Source organism: Porphyromonas uenonis 60-3, assembly GCF_000174775.1.
GTDB classification, from domain to species: Bacteria; Bacteroidota; Bacteroidia; order Bacteroidales; family Porphyromonadaceae; genus Porphyromonas; species Porphyromonas uenonis_A.
In genome coordinates, this window is sequence record NZ_ACLR01000001.1 from 1 (window position 1) to 15,211 (window position 15,211).

14 protein-coding genes and 1 pseudogene are annotated in these 15,211 nt (G+C 52.8%); 9 read left to right on the forward strand and 6 right to left on the reverse strand.

Translation table 11 applies throughout. The features are described from left to right. From PORUE0001_RS00005 to pepE, 4 genes and pseudogenes are all read right to left on the reverse strand, one after another. Nucleotides 1-695, reverse strand: a pseudogene (locus tag PORUE0001_RS00005) (M13 family metallopeptidase); the annotation flags it as partial. A 51-nt stretch (nt 696-746) separates the two neighbouring features. Beyond that, nucleotides 747-1,652, reverse strand: a complete 906-nt coding sequence (locus tag PORUE0001_RS00010) for a sugar phosphate nucleotidyltransferase (RefSeq protein ID WP_039865078.1) — start codon at nt 1,650-1,652, stop codon at nt 747-749. 76 nt (nt 1,653-1,728) lie between these two features. Next, a complete protein-coding gene (locus tag PORUE0001_RS00015; protein ID WP_007364406.1) occupies nt 1,729-2,208 on the reverse strand; it encodes an S-ribosylhomocysteine lyase in 480 nt (159 codons plus the stop codon). Between the two features lie 18 nt (nt 2,209-2,226). Continuing rightward, nucleotides 2,227-2,949, reverse strand: coding sequence for a dipeptidase PepE (gene pepE, locus PORUE0001_RS00020; RefSeq protein WP_007364402.1), 723 nt, complete (start codon nt 2,947-2,949; stop codon nt 2,227-2,229). Between the two features lie 448 nt (nt 2,950-3,397). Between pepE and PORUE0001_RS00025 the strand changes: the two genes are divergently transcribed. The 3 genes from PORUE0001_RS00025 to PORUE0001_RS00035 all read left to right on the forward strand — a co-directional run bounded on the left by PORUE0001_RS00025 (nt 3,398) and on the right by PORUE0001_RS00035 (nt 6,738). After that, nucleotides 3,398-3,787, forward strand: coding sequence for a hypothetical protein (locus PORUE0001_RS00025; RefSeq protein ID WP_039865079.1), 390 nt, complete (start codon nt 3,398-3,400; stop codon nt 3,785-3,787). 144 nt (nt 3,788-3,931) lie between these two features. Next, the gene (locus tag PORUE0001_RS00030; RefSeq protein WP_232501367.1) at nt 3,932-6,217 is read left to right on the forward strand and encodes a TonB-dependent receptor; all 2,286 of its coding nucleotides are present in this window, start codon (nt 3,932-3,934) and stop codon (nt 6,215-6,217) included. 11 nt (nt 6,218-6,228) lie between these two features. Further along, on the forward strand, nt 6,229-6,738 hold the full coding sequence (locus tag PORUE0001_RS00035; protein WP_007364381.1) for a DUF4625 domain-containing protein: 510 nt from the start codon (nt 6,229-6,231) through the stop codon (nt 6,736-6,738). A gap of 1,710 nt (nt 6,739-8,448) precedes the next feature. On the opposite strand, the gene PORUE0001_RS00040 is transcribed toward PORUE0001_RS00035, so the two are convergent. Next, nucleotides 8,449-9,912, reverse strand: a complete 1,464-nt coding sequence (locus tag PORUE0001_RS00040; protein ID WP_007364399.1) for an aminoacyl-histidine dipeptidase — start codon at nt 9,910-9,912, stop codon at nt 8,449-8,451. Nucleotides 9,913-10,074: 162 nt separating this feature from the next. On the opposite strand from PORUE0001_RS00040, the gene PORUE0001_RS00045 reads away from it, so the two are divergent. The 6 genes from PORUE0001_RS00045 to PORUE0001_RS00070 are packed head-to-tail and all read left to right on the forward strand — an operon-like array spanning nt 10,075 to nt 14,298. After that, on the forward strand, nt 10,075-10,290 hold the full coding sequence (locus PORUE0001_RS00045; protein ID WP_039865080.1) for a hypothetical protein: 216 nt from the start codon (nt 10,075-10,077) through the stop codon (nt 10,288-10,290). A 39-nt stretch (nt 10,291-10,329) separates the two neighbouring features. After that, nucleotides 10,330-10,956, forward strand: coding sequence for an OmpH family outer membrane protein (locus PORUE0001_RS00050; protein ID WP_007364404.1), 627 nt, complete (start codon nt 10,330-10,332; stop codon nt 10,954-10,956). A gap of 54 nt (nt 10,957-11,010) precedes the next feature. Beyond that, the gene (gene dapB, locus PORUE0001_RS00055; protein WP_039865081.1) at nt 11,011-11,736 is read left to right on the forward strand and encodes a 4-hydroxy-tetrahydrodipicolinate reductase; all 726 of its coding nucleotides are present in this window, start codon (nt 11,011-11,013) and stop codon (nt 11,734-11,736) included. 33 nt (nt 11,737-11,769) lie between these two features. Then, nucleotides 11,770-13,182 (forward strand): signal peptidase I, encoded by a 1,413-nt coding sequence (lepB, locus tag PORUE0001_RS00060; protein WP_007364389.1) that lies wholly within the window; start codon nt 11,770-11,772, stop codon nt 13,180-13,182. Further along, the gene (locus PORUE0001_RS00065) at nt 13,166-13,651 is read left to right on the forward strand and encodes a S26 family signal peptidase (RefSeq protein WP_007364391.1); all 486 of its coding nucleotides are present in this window, start codon (nt 13,166-13,168) and stop codon (nt 13,649-13,651) included. The genes lepB and PORUE0001_RS00065 overlap by 17 nt, the downstream gene beginning before the upstream one ends. Next, complete coding sequence (locus PORUE0001_RS00070; protein ID WP_007364405.1) at nt 13,645-14,298, forward strand: WbqC family protein; 654 nt, start codon at nt 13,645-13,647, stop codon at nt 14,296-14,298. Before PORUE0001_RS00065 ends, PORUE0001_RS00070 begins: the two co-directional genes overlap by 7 nt. Here the strand turns inward: PORUE0001_RS00070 and PORUE0001_RS00075 are convergent. Beyond that, a complete protein-coding gene (locus tag PORUE0001_RS00075) occupies nt 14,295-14,642 on the reverse strand; it encodes a hypothetical protein (protein ID WP_007364379.1) in 348 nt (115 codons plus the stop codon). The genes PORUE0001_RS00070 and PORUE0001_RS00075 overlap by 4 nt on opposite strands. Nucleotides 14,643-15,211 lie beyond the last annotated feature (569 nt).

The window sequence follows — 15,211 nt, forward strand, 5'->3', positions numbered from 1 at the left end:
ACGGCAATATTGTTTTTCGCAATGCGCTGAGCCTCCTCGGCAGAGTAACCAGCTAGCTGAGCGATGCGCTCGATGTACTGATTGTATGACTTGATGATCTCGCCATTCTTTGGATCTGTGTAGTACTCCTTGTTGCCCAGAGCTAGGCTTGTCTGGTTCAGGTTGAAGATGTTCATGTCACTATTCTCAGCATCAGCCATGACGTAGGTGCCGAAGAATGTATCATCACCCTTATTATCCTGCTGAGCTGCGAAGTCTACGAGCGCCTCCTTAGAGTTGATCGCCTCAATAGACTTTAGCTCGTCAAGGATTGGCTGAGCGCCCAGCTCGTTGCGCTTGACACTGTCGATAGCCTGCTTGTATAGTACAGAGACACGATACTCATTGGAGCCAGCCTTGTAGCTACCCTGAGCGAGCTCATCAACGATCCCGTGGATCTGCTCGATCGAGCGGTCACGTAGCACGTCAAAGGTTCCGAAGCGACTGTAGGCAGGCTTCAGCGGATTAGCCTTGATCCAGCCTCCATTGACATAGTGGTAGAAGTCATCCTGTGGACGCACGAGCGTGTCCATGTCAGCTAGATTGATAGCTGGGACAATCTCATCGTTGGTCTGCGCCCCCTGCTTCTTATTGCAAGCAGAGAACGTAATAGAAGCTGCGCATAGAGCAGCAACTAGTAGTTTGCGATTGTTCATATTCGATTGTTCGATTTCAAAATGATTCATAGGTTGAAGGAGAGAGTCTACTTAGAGGAGCGGAGAGGGATACTCACCCGCCTCGGTTAGCTTGGCCAAATGCGCTATGACCATATCACGATCAGAGGCATAGGTCGCACCGAACCAACGGGCATCGGTACTCAAGACCTGTACCTGCGCCAGTCCCTGACGGATCAGCGTGTCAACGACCGTCGGGATAAAGAACTCCGACGTAGGCTCGCTACCATGCTCCTTGAGGAAGTCTGCGAAGAGTCTCTCCGAGTGCTCCAAGTAGTCAGGCGTAAAGCCCCATAGATTCATTGATACAAGTGTACCCCGCGCTATGGAGAGCTTCTTGCCGTCATGCATGCTAACTATCTCATGGCTCTCGTTTTCGTGGATGTTCTTGTGCTCGGTGATGTGCATGAGGTATCCCTCGGGCGAAGCCTTGCACACGCCACGACTCACACTCCCCTCAGCGGTGAGCGTGCTCTCGATGTCGTAAGCGACCATACAGTAGGCGCCTCGGCTGTCTGAGGGCAACTGAGAGAGGTAGTCACTCATCGTCTGAAAGGCCTCACGACCGTAGAAGTCGTCTGCATTGATCACTGCAAAGGGACCGTCAATCTCAGGAGCCGCCATCATCAGCGCATGATTAGTGCCCCACGGCTTGGTGCGCTCGGCAGGAGCCGTAAAGCCCTCGGGCAGTGAGTCTATCTCTTGGTAGACGACAGCCGTGTCGATGGCCTTCTGATACTTCTGTAGCACCTGCTCTTTGAATTGCTCTGCAAAGGCGTGGCGTATGACAAAGACCACCTTGCCAAAGCCAGCTCGGATCGCATCAAAGACGGAGTAGTCCATGATACTCTCGCCCGCAGGTCCCAGTTTGTCTAGCTGCTTGAGGCCGCCATAGCGACTACCCATACCAGCAGCCATGATGACTAGTGTAGGTTTCATTCGATCGTTCGTTAAGTGTGTGGGGGCACTCTCTCTTTCCTGCAGAGTGTGCCCCTCTATGTTTTGTCTCGTTAGGTTATTCTGGGTAGTGCGTGTTCGTATCATCCAGATGCTCCAGCACCTCTTCTAGATAGCGTCTAGACTCCTCACGTGCCAGCTCGAGGTTGTGTAGCTTGTAGTTGCCACAGTCACGAGGAGCCACACCAGGCACAGCGCCCTCGTAGTGTGCCACAAAGGCAAAGGCACGACGGAGCAGATCGGCTATATCTAGCGGATTAAGGTCACCTACTATAATAAGGTAGTTGCCTGTCAAGCAACCCATCGGTCCCCAGTAGATGATACGACTCCCCCACTCGGGATCATTGCGCAGATAGGTCGCCACGAGATGCTCTATCGTATGCAGAGCGCTCAGGTCAAGCACAGGCTCACGATTTGGCGCTTTCATACGTATGTCAAAGGTGGTCACCACCTGATCGCCCACGAGGTCACGACGAGAGACATAGACACCACGCTTGAGACGCTCGTGATCTATGGTAAAGCTTGGGATATCCTTCATCTCTTCAGCTTACGTAAGTTACTTCTTCTCGCTGTATGAGAGGACTCCAGGCTCTATCTCTAGCGGATTGTCGTAGAAGGTGGGATAGTTAAAGAGTCTAGCCGTACGCTCGCCCCACAGCGTGATCTTGTCACCCGTGATATGGAGCATGCTACCCTCTCGCAGGCCGAGTACATCGCAGTTAGGATTGTACTTGACAAACTCACGGATACGCTGCTCGCGCGTCTCGCCGCCATGACCCTCAGGATGCGCATCGAGGTAGTGCGGGTTGATCTGGAAGGAGATAAGCCCCAGTGCCTGCGTCGTATCGGGATTGCAGATAGGCATATCGTTTGTCGTCATGATCGTCGGGCAGGCGAGGTTTGACCCAGCGCTCCAGCCCACGTAGGGGATGCCATCCTCGAGGACACGCTCACGGATTAGCTTCATAGCGCCCATATCTTGTAGCTGCTTGAGGAGTGCCCATGTATTGCCACCGCCCACCATAATAGCCTGAGCCGAGGCGAGCGCCTGTAGTGGCTTGTCGTAAGTATGCAGACCCGTGACATTGACGCCAACGCCACCCAGCGCATTATTGACCTTAGCTACATACTCATCCCAGCTATAGGTGATAGCTGCATACGGGACGAAGAGTACATCCTGAGCCACTGGACCTAGGAAGCGACCGATCTCCTCAGCCGCATAGCCTAGATAAGGCTGACCCTGAGATGCAGAGTTGGATATAAGTAAGAGTTTCTTCATGTCTATACTAGAATGATTCAGATAATCTAGTCGCAAAGGTACAAAATAGAAATACACGGCTCCACGTTTTTCGAACAAAAACACCTCAAAGCTCTTCATTCCTGCCACTTATAGCATTCACTCCTCCGAGCGTCTAGGTGTGTATCGGAGGAAATCCCCAATAGCTACCGAGGAAACGAATATTCGCCACGGGGGAACGAAAAAATTCTTCCGAACTTTGAAATCTTTCTTCCGAAGTTTCATTTCATTCTTCCGAACTTTTATTTCAAACTTCGGAAGAAATAGCGATTTTCCTCCGAGCAATCTGAGAATTTCTTCGGAGGAATTGGTTTTTCGGGTGTTTCGTCGGTCATCTTGACTCCTCAAATTCCACTTCGCTACATTAAATTTGAACAGGCGTCTATTGCGGGGAGAAAACTTTTCACTATCTTTGCCAGCGATACAACATATGAAGAGACTCACGCATATCGATATGCCGACGCGAATGACGGCTTTGCTATTGGGGCTAGTGTACATACTGGCTCTGATGGGACAAGCTATGCACCAGCACGATGCGGAGATCTTTTCGTCGACTTACTATGGTCTGATCTCTGATGCCAACGTCGACCAGAGTGACGATAATAAGAAGAGTGAAGCAAGCTCCGAGGTATACCTAGTTAATAAGGTCACCTGCCCCGTCTGCGAGTTTCATCTCGGTATCACAGACCAGTGTGCTGTAGCGCCATCCTTTGCGGTGGATGAGTGGGACACCCCCGCTCCAGAGCTACAGCCCGAAGCTGTACACCTAGCCCTGAGAGAGGGCATAGCTCTAAGAGCCCCACCAGTGAGATACTGCTAGCCACACCTATCTACTACGTGGCTATAGGCGGATTAGCTCTATGCTGAAGCTCCGCCGGATGCGCTTACTTTGGCTTCTTGCCATAGTGTGAGTGACCATCGTGTCGCTCCCCTACCCGCTCTAGCATAGCTAGACAATATCTATGTGACACAACCACTTACGTACGCCTACTCCTCCGTAGTGAGCGAGCGAAGCTATCGGCGTAGTGGCACTGTCTCTCCTTACATTTCACTGGTTCAAATCATTTTTGCGATGTATTGCAGATACATTTGCCATCTATTATTATATCTCGTCCCGATGGTTGCTCTAGCCGAGTCATCCCTATCGAAACCAGACAGCATAGCGCTGAAGCCTCATCCCTTTGACGAGACACTCCAAACGGTGGTCGTCAGAGCCAATAGTCAGCGGCTCCAGACGGCGCGTCTCGGTCAGACCATTGAGTGGCTCGACAGCACTTATCTGACGAAACACTTTACGGGCAACTTTGCAGCGACCCTCAGCACGCTGCCTGGGGTCAATGTGATCACGATCGGCTCTGGCTACGGCAAGCCTGTGATCCGTGGTCTAGGCTTCAACCGCATCGCCTATGTCGATGGCGGGCTCAAGCAAGAGGGACAGCAGTGGGGCGCCGACCATGGGCTGGAGGTAGATGCCTTCGACCAAGACCCTGTCCAGGTGATCAAGGGTGCAGGCTCGCTCCTCTACGGCAGCGATGCCCTAGGCGGAGTCATCGTCAGACAGCCAGCTACGCCTCCGCACAAGCAGGGACTCTACGGCTCCTGCACCTTGCTAGGACAGAGCAGTACGATGGGTGGTGGCGGTAGTCTCATGATGGGCTACCTGCATGGAGCGCATCACATCCGTCTCCGTGTGAGTGGTCAGTATCACGGCGACCGCAATGTGACAGCTGACAGCATCACTTACCTCACCCGCTGGATACCTATATATGGTCGTAGGCTAAAGAATAGTGCCACACAGACCTACGCCTCGCAACTACGCTACGAGTGGCTGGGAGAGCAGATCAAAGCTTCGCTACAAGCCTCCGTCAATGGTGAGCGCAGCGGCTTCTTCCCTGGAGCACACGGCGTACCAGACCTAAAGCGTGTGCTACCAGACAAGAGTCGCTACAACATCGAGCTACCCTACAGCACCGTGCGTCAGCTCTCTACGCAGGGCTCTCTGCAGTGGCGGATCTCTCCGCAGTGGCAATTGGTCGGTGAGCTAGGCTGGCAGCAGAACCTGCGCCGTGAGCTTAGCGCCTTCCACACGCACTACGGGACGATGCAGCGACCCGTGCAGGATGCAGACTTGGAGTTTGAGTTTGACCTCAAGACCATCTCCGCACGCTTGCAGGCTAGCTACTACGCTCCCTGGGGTGGCAAGTGGACCTTGGGCACTGATGGACAGTACCAGTGGCACAAGCGGAGAGGCTACGGCTTCCTCCTACCAGACTACCAGCGAGCAACGAGCGGTATGAGCCTAACCTATCAAGGGCGCATAGCTCAGGGACTACACCTCACCAGTGGACTGCGCTACGATCTAGGATACATCTCAATGAGCCCCTACCACGACCCCTACCTAGCTGACTACCTCAAGGAGCGTGGCGAGTCATCGGCAACCTTGACGCAGTACTACTACAGCAGTCAGGAGGGCGAGCGTCATTGGCACGACCTCTCGGGGAGTGTCGGCTTAGCTTGGCAGATCAATAGGCATTGGCTCTGGAAGGTCAATCTGGGCAGAAGCTTTCGCCTACCAGGCATCTACGAGCTTGCAGCAAATGGTATCCACCACGGCACCTTCCGCCACGAGGTGGGCGACCCTTCGCTGAGTAGTGAGCAGGGCTGGCTACTAGATAGTGAGGTGGGCTTTCATAATGAAGTGTGGAGCTGTACGGTAGCGCCTTTTGTAACCTACTTTACCAACTACATCTTCCTGCAGCCCTCGGGCGAGTGGTCCATACTGCCCCACTCGGGACAGATATACCGCTACCAGTCCACACGGGCGCTCTTTACAGGCGTCGAGCTGGAGGGCACTTGGCATCTGCATCCGCAGTGGGACTACCACCTGCAGGGTGACTATGTCTACACCTACAATGTGGCAGACCGCCTAGCGCTACCCTACTCGCCACCAGCACGCTTGAGCCACGACTTGACTTGGCACCCTCAGCACTGGGCACTCTCGCTCAAGCACCGCATCATCGCTCCCCAGCATCGCATAGCACGCAATGAGGAGCCGACACCTGGCACAGCTTCGCTACTAGACCTAGCTGTGACCTACGACGGACAGCTCAGACAGAGCAACTACCGCATCTCTCTAGCTATCCAAAACCTTCTGGACAGCCGCTACTATGACCATATGAGTTACTACAGGAGAGTCAATCTCCCTGAGGCTGGACGAAATGTACTACTAACGATCAATCTATCATTTTAATCTTCAATACAATGATGAAAAGAACAATCTTCGCATCAATCACGCTCCTCAGCTGTCTCGCTCTGGCGACAGCCTTCACCGCTTGCAAGAAGGAGCCCACCGATACTACCAAACCGGTTATCGATCTCATAGCACCCGAGGATCATAGCATGTACCTCACTGGGGATGACAACGGTGTCCACTTCGAGATGAACCTCTCGGACAACGATCTCGTCAAGTCGTACAAGATCGACGTCCACAACAACTTCGACGGACACTCGCACACCCGCGACCTGCGTCTCGGGGATGACAAGACGAAGCCCTTTAGCTTCAACAAGGAGTACACTGTCAATCAGCGCAATGCCCACATCCACCACCACGACATCAAGATCCCAGCAGACGCAACGCCAGGTGAGTACCACCTCCTCGTCTACTGTGTGGACCGCTCGGGCAATGAGTCCATGGTAGCTCGCACTATCATCCTCGTACAGGACACTTCTGGCGATCATCACGACCACGATCACGATCACGATCACAAGTAGCCCTTTTTAGGGATGCTCGGTCGCGTCTAGCGAGAGGGCATCCGTTGTGTCAAAACGATACGAGTAGCCCTTTGTAGGGACGCACGATCTGTGCGTCCGTTGTGTCAAAGGCTACGACATCAAGATCTAGCGACGAATTTAAGAGACAATAATTTGTTTAGTGTATGTGATAGGGAGGGGTGTTACCGTGAGGGTAGCACCCCTCTCGCCTTTTCAGCGTTGCCACAGCAAGGAATCGCATAAAAAAGACAGAAGGCTAGCTCTTCATATGAAAGAACTAGCCCCTGCGGGCGAAGAATAGCGGCATTACCCGGTTAATCCTCATAGACTCATTCGAATCCACTGCAAAGGTAGCGACACTACCTGAGACAGCCAAATCTATAGTACAAAAAAGGAAGAGCCAACTCCTCAGGTTCTTACTGCAAACGCAGTATATAGCCTATAATTAAAGGCAGGCTGAGTGAATTAGCTCTTTCTTAGGAGTGACGAATGGCGGGGCGCAAGCCCGACCTCTTACCGAACTTCACATTGCAAAGGTAGTGTCAATAAACGAAATAACCACGCATCTACAGACAACAAAAGAGGGGCTTCTGAACGCTCGCTCCCTGCTCCACGGCCCTGGGAAAGACTAATATCAGAAACTCCTCCTTCTTGCCACAAAGGTAGTGTCAATATCTGAGATGAGCAAATCGCCATGAGATAGAAATCTACCGCTCCCCCTCGTCTGTAAACGGAAAAAGAGCAATTAGCTAGTGCTTCCCTTTATAACGCTCTATAACGTACGGAAGACTTCCGACCAATTGCTCTATGCCTGCAAAGATACGATATTATAATTCAAACAACAAGCCTTCCTGCAGAACAATAAGGGTCGCGAACTAGTAGCATAGAAGAAGCCGAGCTCAGCCCGGCTTCTAAACAATCAGGGAAGTGGCAGCTTGACATTACTCGCGCACATCGCCTAAATAACTTCCCCTCTTGTGCTAGAAATATAGCAACTATAAGCGACTCGCTTACCAGCAAAGCAAGACGCAGAGTGACTTGGCAAAGTGGCAAAAAAGACGCACACCCCAAACGCCCTTACCTCGTTCCCGACGCTTAGGTGAGACTCACATTGGGATGTACGTCCTTTCTATTGCAAAGGTACGGATTATATTTCAACGGGAAAAGAGCAAGCTCCCCGGGTTCGTACTGCAAACGCAGTATATAGCCTAGAATTAAAGGCGGACCGAGCGAGCTTGCTCTTTCTTGCCACAAAGGTAGCAACTATCTTTGAGACAGACAACTGGGCTTGAATTCAACAGAGCAGATTTATGTAGCTCTGCTATTTAACCAAAGTGAGATCTAAAAGACCAGAGCCAGCTTCCTTATGAAAACTGGCTCTTCGTGCGAACAATCACAGGTCAACTGTCGACTGCTCTTATACCACAAAGATAGCAACTATCTTTGAATCCGACAAGCTCTTCTTTATGGATTGTTGAGACGCTGGCTGATTACAGAGCGACGTTGAGGGCACAAGAGTTCAGTAGCAAGGGGCGCTCTTATTACCTTTGCACGCTTTATCAATGGGGTCTTGACGGAGTGGTTGCTGAAGCACCTTCGACCAAGCTCAGCGAGTGATGCCTAGAGCGCAGAAGGCTCAACCGCATCGCTGCGACTGAGCCTTCTCGTTGGTGGGACTGCGGACTGGTTAGTCGGCAGTCTTAGCTATGATTACTTGCGCTTGGGAGCGTTCTTGAGGATCGCTACGAGGTGGCGCCAGAACATCTCCACCGTCTGGACCTCCATGCGCTCTGCGGGTGAGTGTACGTCACGCATCGTCGGGCCGAAGGAGACCATGTCAAGGTAAGGATACTTCGCTAGGAAGAGTCCGCACTCAAGACCTGCGTGGATAGCCTTGACCTTTGGCTCCTTGCCAAAGAGCTCACGATAGGTGCTCTCAGCGACCTTTAGGATCTCAGAGTCGGGGTTAGGAGCCCAGCCAGGATAGCCGTCACGAACCTCTGTGCGTGCACCAGCTAGCTCGAAGAGAGCGAGGAGCATGTTGCCTACATCCTCCTTGAGCGACTCAGTAGAGCTACGCTGACTGGTCTCGATGCTGATCACATTGCCCTCCCGCATCTTGACACTAGCTAGATTGGTCGAGGTCTCTACGAGCCCCTCTAGCGAGTGGCTCATGCCCATCACACCGTGAGGACAAGCGTAGAGCGTGCGGATGAGCGTGTTAGCCGTCTTGGCATCGACCACTTCCTTAGGAGTCGTGGTCGTCTCCACACGGAGGTTGACATTAGGATCAACCTTCTTGAGCTCATTGCGGAACTCAGCGTCCATCTCATTTGCCCAAATAGCTAGATTCTCCTTGCGATTGGCAGGGATCGTGATGATAGCCTTAGCCTCACGAGCGATAGCGTTGTGTAGATTACCACCATCGATCATAGCTAGGCGCATCTCGGGCACCTCCTTGAGTACTTTATATAGGTAGCGCACGAGGAGCTTATTAGCATTGCCTAGACCGACATGGATGTCGCCACCGCTGTGTCCACCCTTGAGACCGCTTACCTTAACCTCGAGAGCTATCTGCCCAGCGGGTGTAGCCTCTGTCGTATAGTCAAAGAAGGCCATCGTACCCATACCACCAGCGCAGCCGATGAACATCTCGCCCTCGTCCTCACTGTCGAGGTTGATGAGGATGCGTCCCTGGACGAAGCCTGGCTCGATACCCATGGCACCGGTCAGACCAGTCTCCTCATCTACTGTAAAGAGGCACTCAACAGGTCCATGCTCTACGGTGGGGTCAGTCAGGACAGCGAGTCCTGCAGCGACTCCGATACCATTGTCGGCACCGAGAGTCGTACCCTCAGCGTGAATCCATCCGTCGGTGATCTGCGTCTTGATAGGATCCTTGTAGAAGTCATGCTCTACGTCACTATTCTTCTCGCAGACCATATCTACGTGACCCTGGAGGATGATGGTCTCTCTGTCCTCCATGCCTGGTGTAGCCCCCTTGCGGATGACTATATTGCCCGTCTTGTCCTGCGCATAGTCTAGGTTATGCTCCTCGGCAAACTTCTTGAGGAAGGCCAATATCTGCTCCTCGTGCTTGGAGGGACGAGGTATCTTGGTGATTTCGTAGAAGTGCTGCCAGATGGGCATGTGAGTTAGATCTGTTATTTGCATCGTTTATTGCTTTGAAAAGTTAGAATATAAGTGCGTTAACTACCGCACGATATCAGTTTGTCACCTCAAATGCGTGCGTAAGTCCGACAAAAGGTATACCTTTGTCTATCTGAGAGCTGTAGCACGGTGCTACTCTCTCCTGCAAATATACTAAGAAAAACTATGAAACTCATCATCATATCCGTTCTCCTCGTCGGACTCGCCGTACTCCTGCTCGCCTTGCGACTGATCGTCAAGGGCGACAAGAACCCTCAGAGCTCGCACATCGAGGACAGCAAAGCTCTTAAGAAGAGAGGCATAGGATGTGCCAACAAGCAGATGGCGGAGCTGGCTACGAGACAAAACCTAGCCGACCGCATAGCCGATGATCCGCAGTAGTTCTCTCCACACCTTTAGTCAAATCAACACAACATCTATATGAACAAGAAGTTTATCCTCCTACTCCCTCTACTCATTGCATCTCTCCTACTCGGGAGCTGCAATCAAAAACAGAATGGTCAACCCACGACTTCAGACAGCCTGACAGCTACTACCGCTGATCCTACGCACCAGCTCAAGATAGGCGTCGTATCTCTCGACTCGCTCTACAAGAACTACGAGTACTACACTCAGGCAAACAAGCAGATCGAGGCTCAACTCAAGCGCAACCAGCAGGCTCTTGCCAACAAGGCGCAGAAGGCTCAGCAAGCCTATGCCAGCTATATGGAGAAGGCTCAGAAAGGTCTCTTCACCACTCAGGCTCAGGTCGATGCCGAGGAGAAGCGCATCACCGCCATGCAACAAGAGGGCGCTCAGCTGGAGCAACGCTACGCCGAGGAGGCAATGAAAGCTCAGGCTGATGCTCAGAAAGCCCTTCACGATGAGGTGGTCGCTCAGCTCAAAGCTTTCAACGCCGACAAGAAGTATGACCTGATCCTCACCTCCACAGGACTTGAAGGCGTGATGTACGCTGGCGAAGGCTTTGACATCACCAAAGAAGTCCTCGACTTCCTCAACGCTGCCCACAAGGCTAAGGCCAATGACACCAAGAAGCCTAAGAAGTAATCCACACATCTCGTGTGCCGTAAGCCACGCACACTCGCTAAATACTTACTGACTATGAAAATCGCTATACTCGGATACGGGCGCATGGGGCATATGATCGAAGAGGTCGCCACCCAGCGCGGACATCAGGTGGTCGCTCGCATAGATAAGGCTGACGCTGCCCTGCTGGAGGACGGTTCTCTGCGAGAGGCCGACGTCGCCATTGAGTTCTCCACCCCTGAGAGTGGCTATCAGCTTTGCCAGGCTGCCCTAAAAGCGGGACTCCCCGTGGTCACTGGCAGTACGGGCTGGAATGAACAGCTTGAGAAGCTCAAGGCTGAGGTGCAAAGCTCTGGACGTGGTGGACTCTTTGCTGCATCCAACTTTAGCCTCGGAATGAACCTCATGATGATTCTCAACGAGCAGCTTGCCCAGCTTATGGCTCCCTACCCCGAGTACACGCCACGCATTCAGGAGACGCATCACATACACAAGCTTGATGCACCCAGTGGCACAGCGATCACACTGGCCGAGGGGCTCATCGAGCAAACCCCCTCGCTACACAACTGGCATCTGGGACTTGAGACGCACGATGGCTCTCTCGGCATCGAGGCAATTCGTGAAGGTGAGGTGCCTGGCATCCACACCGTCATCTATCACTCCGACATCGACGAGATAACGCTTCGCCATGAGGCTTATAGCCGTCGGGGCTTTGCACTAGGAGCCACCCTCGCAGCTGAGTATCTCCAGCAGCACCCCGTAGGCGTCTGGTCTATGCGTGACCTCATCCTGCACAAATAGTCCTATCCCACACACCCCCTTCACGCTATGAAAATGAAGCTTCATTGGCAAGACAAGTCCATCTTTCAGAAGGTTGTAGCCATCGTCATACCGATCCTCTACCTCCTCTTCTGCATCCTTTGGGCTGGTCCCTTTTGGTTGATCTTCCTCCCCTTTATCCTGGACTATTACTTTACCAAGTTCATCAATTGGTCTTGGTATCGCAACATCAAGAACAAGACGCTGAGAGGCTTCGTCTCCCTGCTGGCAGACCTTCTCTGGGCGGTCATCGGCGTGCATCTGCTCAGCATCTTCTTCGTCCAGAACTTCGCCATCCCCACCTCTTCGCTGGAGAAGACGCTCCTCGTCGGTGACTACCTCTTTGTGGACAAAGTGACCTACGGACCCCGTATGCCGATGACTCCACTACAGGTGCCACTAACGCAAAACCGCTTCCTCGGGCATGAGTCTTACCTTAGCAAACCACAGCTCTCCTACATGCGACTCAAAGGCATCCGAAAGGTAGAGCGTGGCGACCTCGTCGTCTTCAACTTCCCCACAGGCGATACCGTCACAACCAAGGTGACCAATCCCGACTACTACTACCTCAAGGAGATGTATGGCGGACGGGCTGCGCTGGAGGCTCAGCCGGAGGTCTTTGGTAAGATTGTCTACCGCCCCGTGGATCGTCGTGACCACTATGTGAAGCGCTGTGTGGGACTACCAGGCGACCTCATCGAGATACGCAACAATGACATCTATATCAATGGCAAGCAACAAGCGCGTCCCGAGTATATGCAGCTCAACTACTGGGTCTGCACCCGTGGAGGCTACTTCTCCGCCGAGGAGCTCAAACATCTAGGCATTAGCCTCGACGATCAGCATGTCGTCTCCCCCTCACAGCTCTCTGCTGGCGACCTAGAGGCGATGGGCTTGACAGGGGTCTCTATGAGCGATGTACAAGCACTCTACCTACTACCTCTTACGGAGGAGATGCGCCAGCAATTGGCCAGTGATAGCCGTGTCGCTAAGATTGTTGTGTCGCAAGACCCCAATACCAATCTCTACCCCGTAGGCTATGACTTCGGATGGACCCGTGACAACTACGGTCCGCTACAGATACCACGCAAGGGGCTCACCATCGAACTAACGCCCCAAGCCCTAGCGCTCTACAGTAGGTGTATACACAACTACGAGGGACACGCCCTCGAGCAGCGTCCCGACGGCACCATCCTCATTGACGGACAGCCCGCCACGCATTACACCTTTGGGATGGACTACTACTATATGATGGGTGACAACCGCCACAACTCGGCCGATAGTCGCTACTGGGGCTTCGTTCCCGAGGATCATATCGTAGGGCGTCCCGCTTTCCTCTGGCTCTCGCTGGACAAGGATCTAGGTCTTTGGAACGGCAAGATACGCTGGAGACGTATGATGCACACGATACATGGTCAGCCACTCTGACATAGCGACGAGGAGACGAGCCACCTGGCTACGCTGGGGACTTCCGACGATCATAGTAGTACTCATCATCGTCGGACGGCTCTTCTTCTTTGTCTATCGCCAGACCACACCTAGCGGGAGCAGCTACCACCTGATGAGTCGCATCGCACAGCCACACCGAGGCGATGACGTGCTCCTCAAGCTAACTGCCGATAGCTTAGCGGAAAGCGAGCTAATATTACGAGTCGTGGGCGAGCCGAGCGACACCTTACGCTTTACCGAGGGCAAACTCCTAGTTCTAGGCAAGCGTGGTCGGCAAACCTTTACCATGCCACTCCCCCAGCCTTTACAGCAAAGCTCTTACGAAGTGGTCTTGGCTGCCGATGAATATTGGCTCTTAGCCAAGCCACCGCTCACCGCAAAGACGATAGACTCTCGCCACTTCGGACCGATCCACCGCTCAGAGATCTCAGCAACAGTCATATGGTAGTGCTACCCACGGCATACGCTCCCTCAGTCGCCTATATGAGTTACCTGCTAGACAGCTCCACTCGTATAGAGGCGCACGAGTACTATCAGAAGCAAACCTACCGCAATCGCTGCGCCATCGTTGGCGCCGAGGGGGTGATGAAGCTCTCTATCCCCGTCCTCGCCGGCTCCTCACAGCAGTGCCCTGTACAGTCGGTGCAGATCGCTGAGCATGACAACTGGAGACACAAGCACTGGTACACCATAGAGACCTGCTACGGTGCATCACCTTACTACGAGTACTACGCTCCCGACCTAGCGCCACTCTACCTGGACAAAGAGCGCCGATCCACATCGCTCTACCAGCACAATCAGCGGCTCATCATGCGCATCTGCCAGCTCATCCACCTGCCCTACCAGTGGCAAGAGACCGAGCAATATGTCGGCACCTCCGCAGGCGTGTGTTCACAGATCCTGCCGCCCATCACAACCGACAGCACAGCGACCCAAGAGACTATCGCCTCCGTCCCGTACTACCAAGTCTTCGCTAGGTCGCTCGGCTTCGTCGCCAATCTCAGCATCCTCGACCTGCTCTTCAATATGGGACCCGAGTCGCTCCTCGTCTTGCGACAGCTCCACGACCAGCTCTCAGGCAACTCCCTACGCTAGAGATTAGCGTAGCTGTCGGCCACAACAGCCGTCATAAAGACCCCGAAGATTAGGGCGAAGATTATAAGCCAAAAGAAAGAGATACATACCCCAGCGATGGATAGACCTCGTGGCTTACGAAAGATGCCTATACCAGAAAAGATAGCACCCAAGATCCATACGATCCAGCCTAGCACTGGCACCCAGCCTACGAGGAGGGCTACGAGAGACAAGACGAAGCCAGCGGTACCTAGCGAGTTCTTCTGCGGACTCTGTACCACGTTCTGTACATAGACATTTGTTACTGGCTTGTCCTGTTGCTTTTCATTGCGGTTTTCATAGGGAGGAGGAGTATTTACTTCCATAGGAAACTAGTTGATAATGGTTTACTGTGCCAAAGATACGAAAAGCATTCAATAGAGATCCTAATAAAGTCACCCCGCTATCTATGCGTTCCGACAAGGTCTACCCCCTAAAGCTTGAAAAAGTCCCGAATAACCTAGGTTTATCCCGAGGAGATTGGGGATCTTCAGGGAGCAAACGAATATTCTCCACGGAGACGGAAAATAAAAGTTCGGAAGAATGAAATGAAAGTTCGGAAGAAAGATTTCGAAGTTCGGAAGAATTTGTTCGTTCCTCACTGGAGATTCGAAGATGTCCACCGAGGAATCGTCCGATTTCCTTGATAGTGCCGTAGAGGGACTCATCCTACGTAATGCGTCAACCCCGATGAAACTGGAGTACCTTCTACATGAAACTATAGTTTCCCCCGAATGAAACTCTAGTTTCCCCCGTATGAAACTGGAGTTTCTTCCCGATGAAACTGTAGTTTCACCAGTATGAAACTACTTCGGGCTCACTGGATCGGAGGCGTTAAGAGCGAATTTCCGTATCTTTGTATGCGAATGAGTGGTGAGCAAGCTCGTCTATGGCT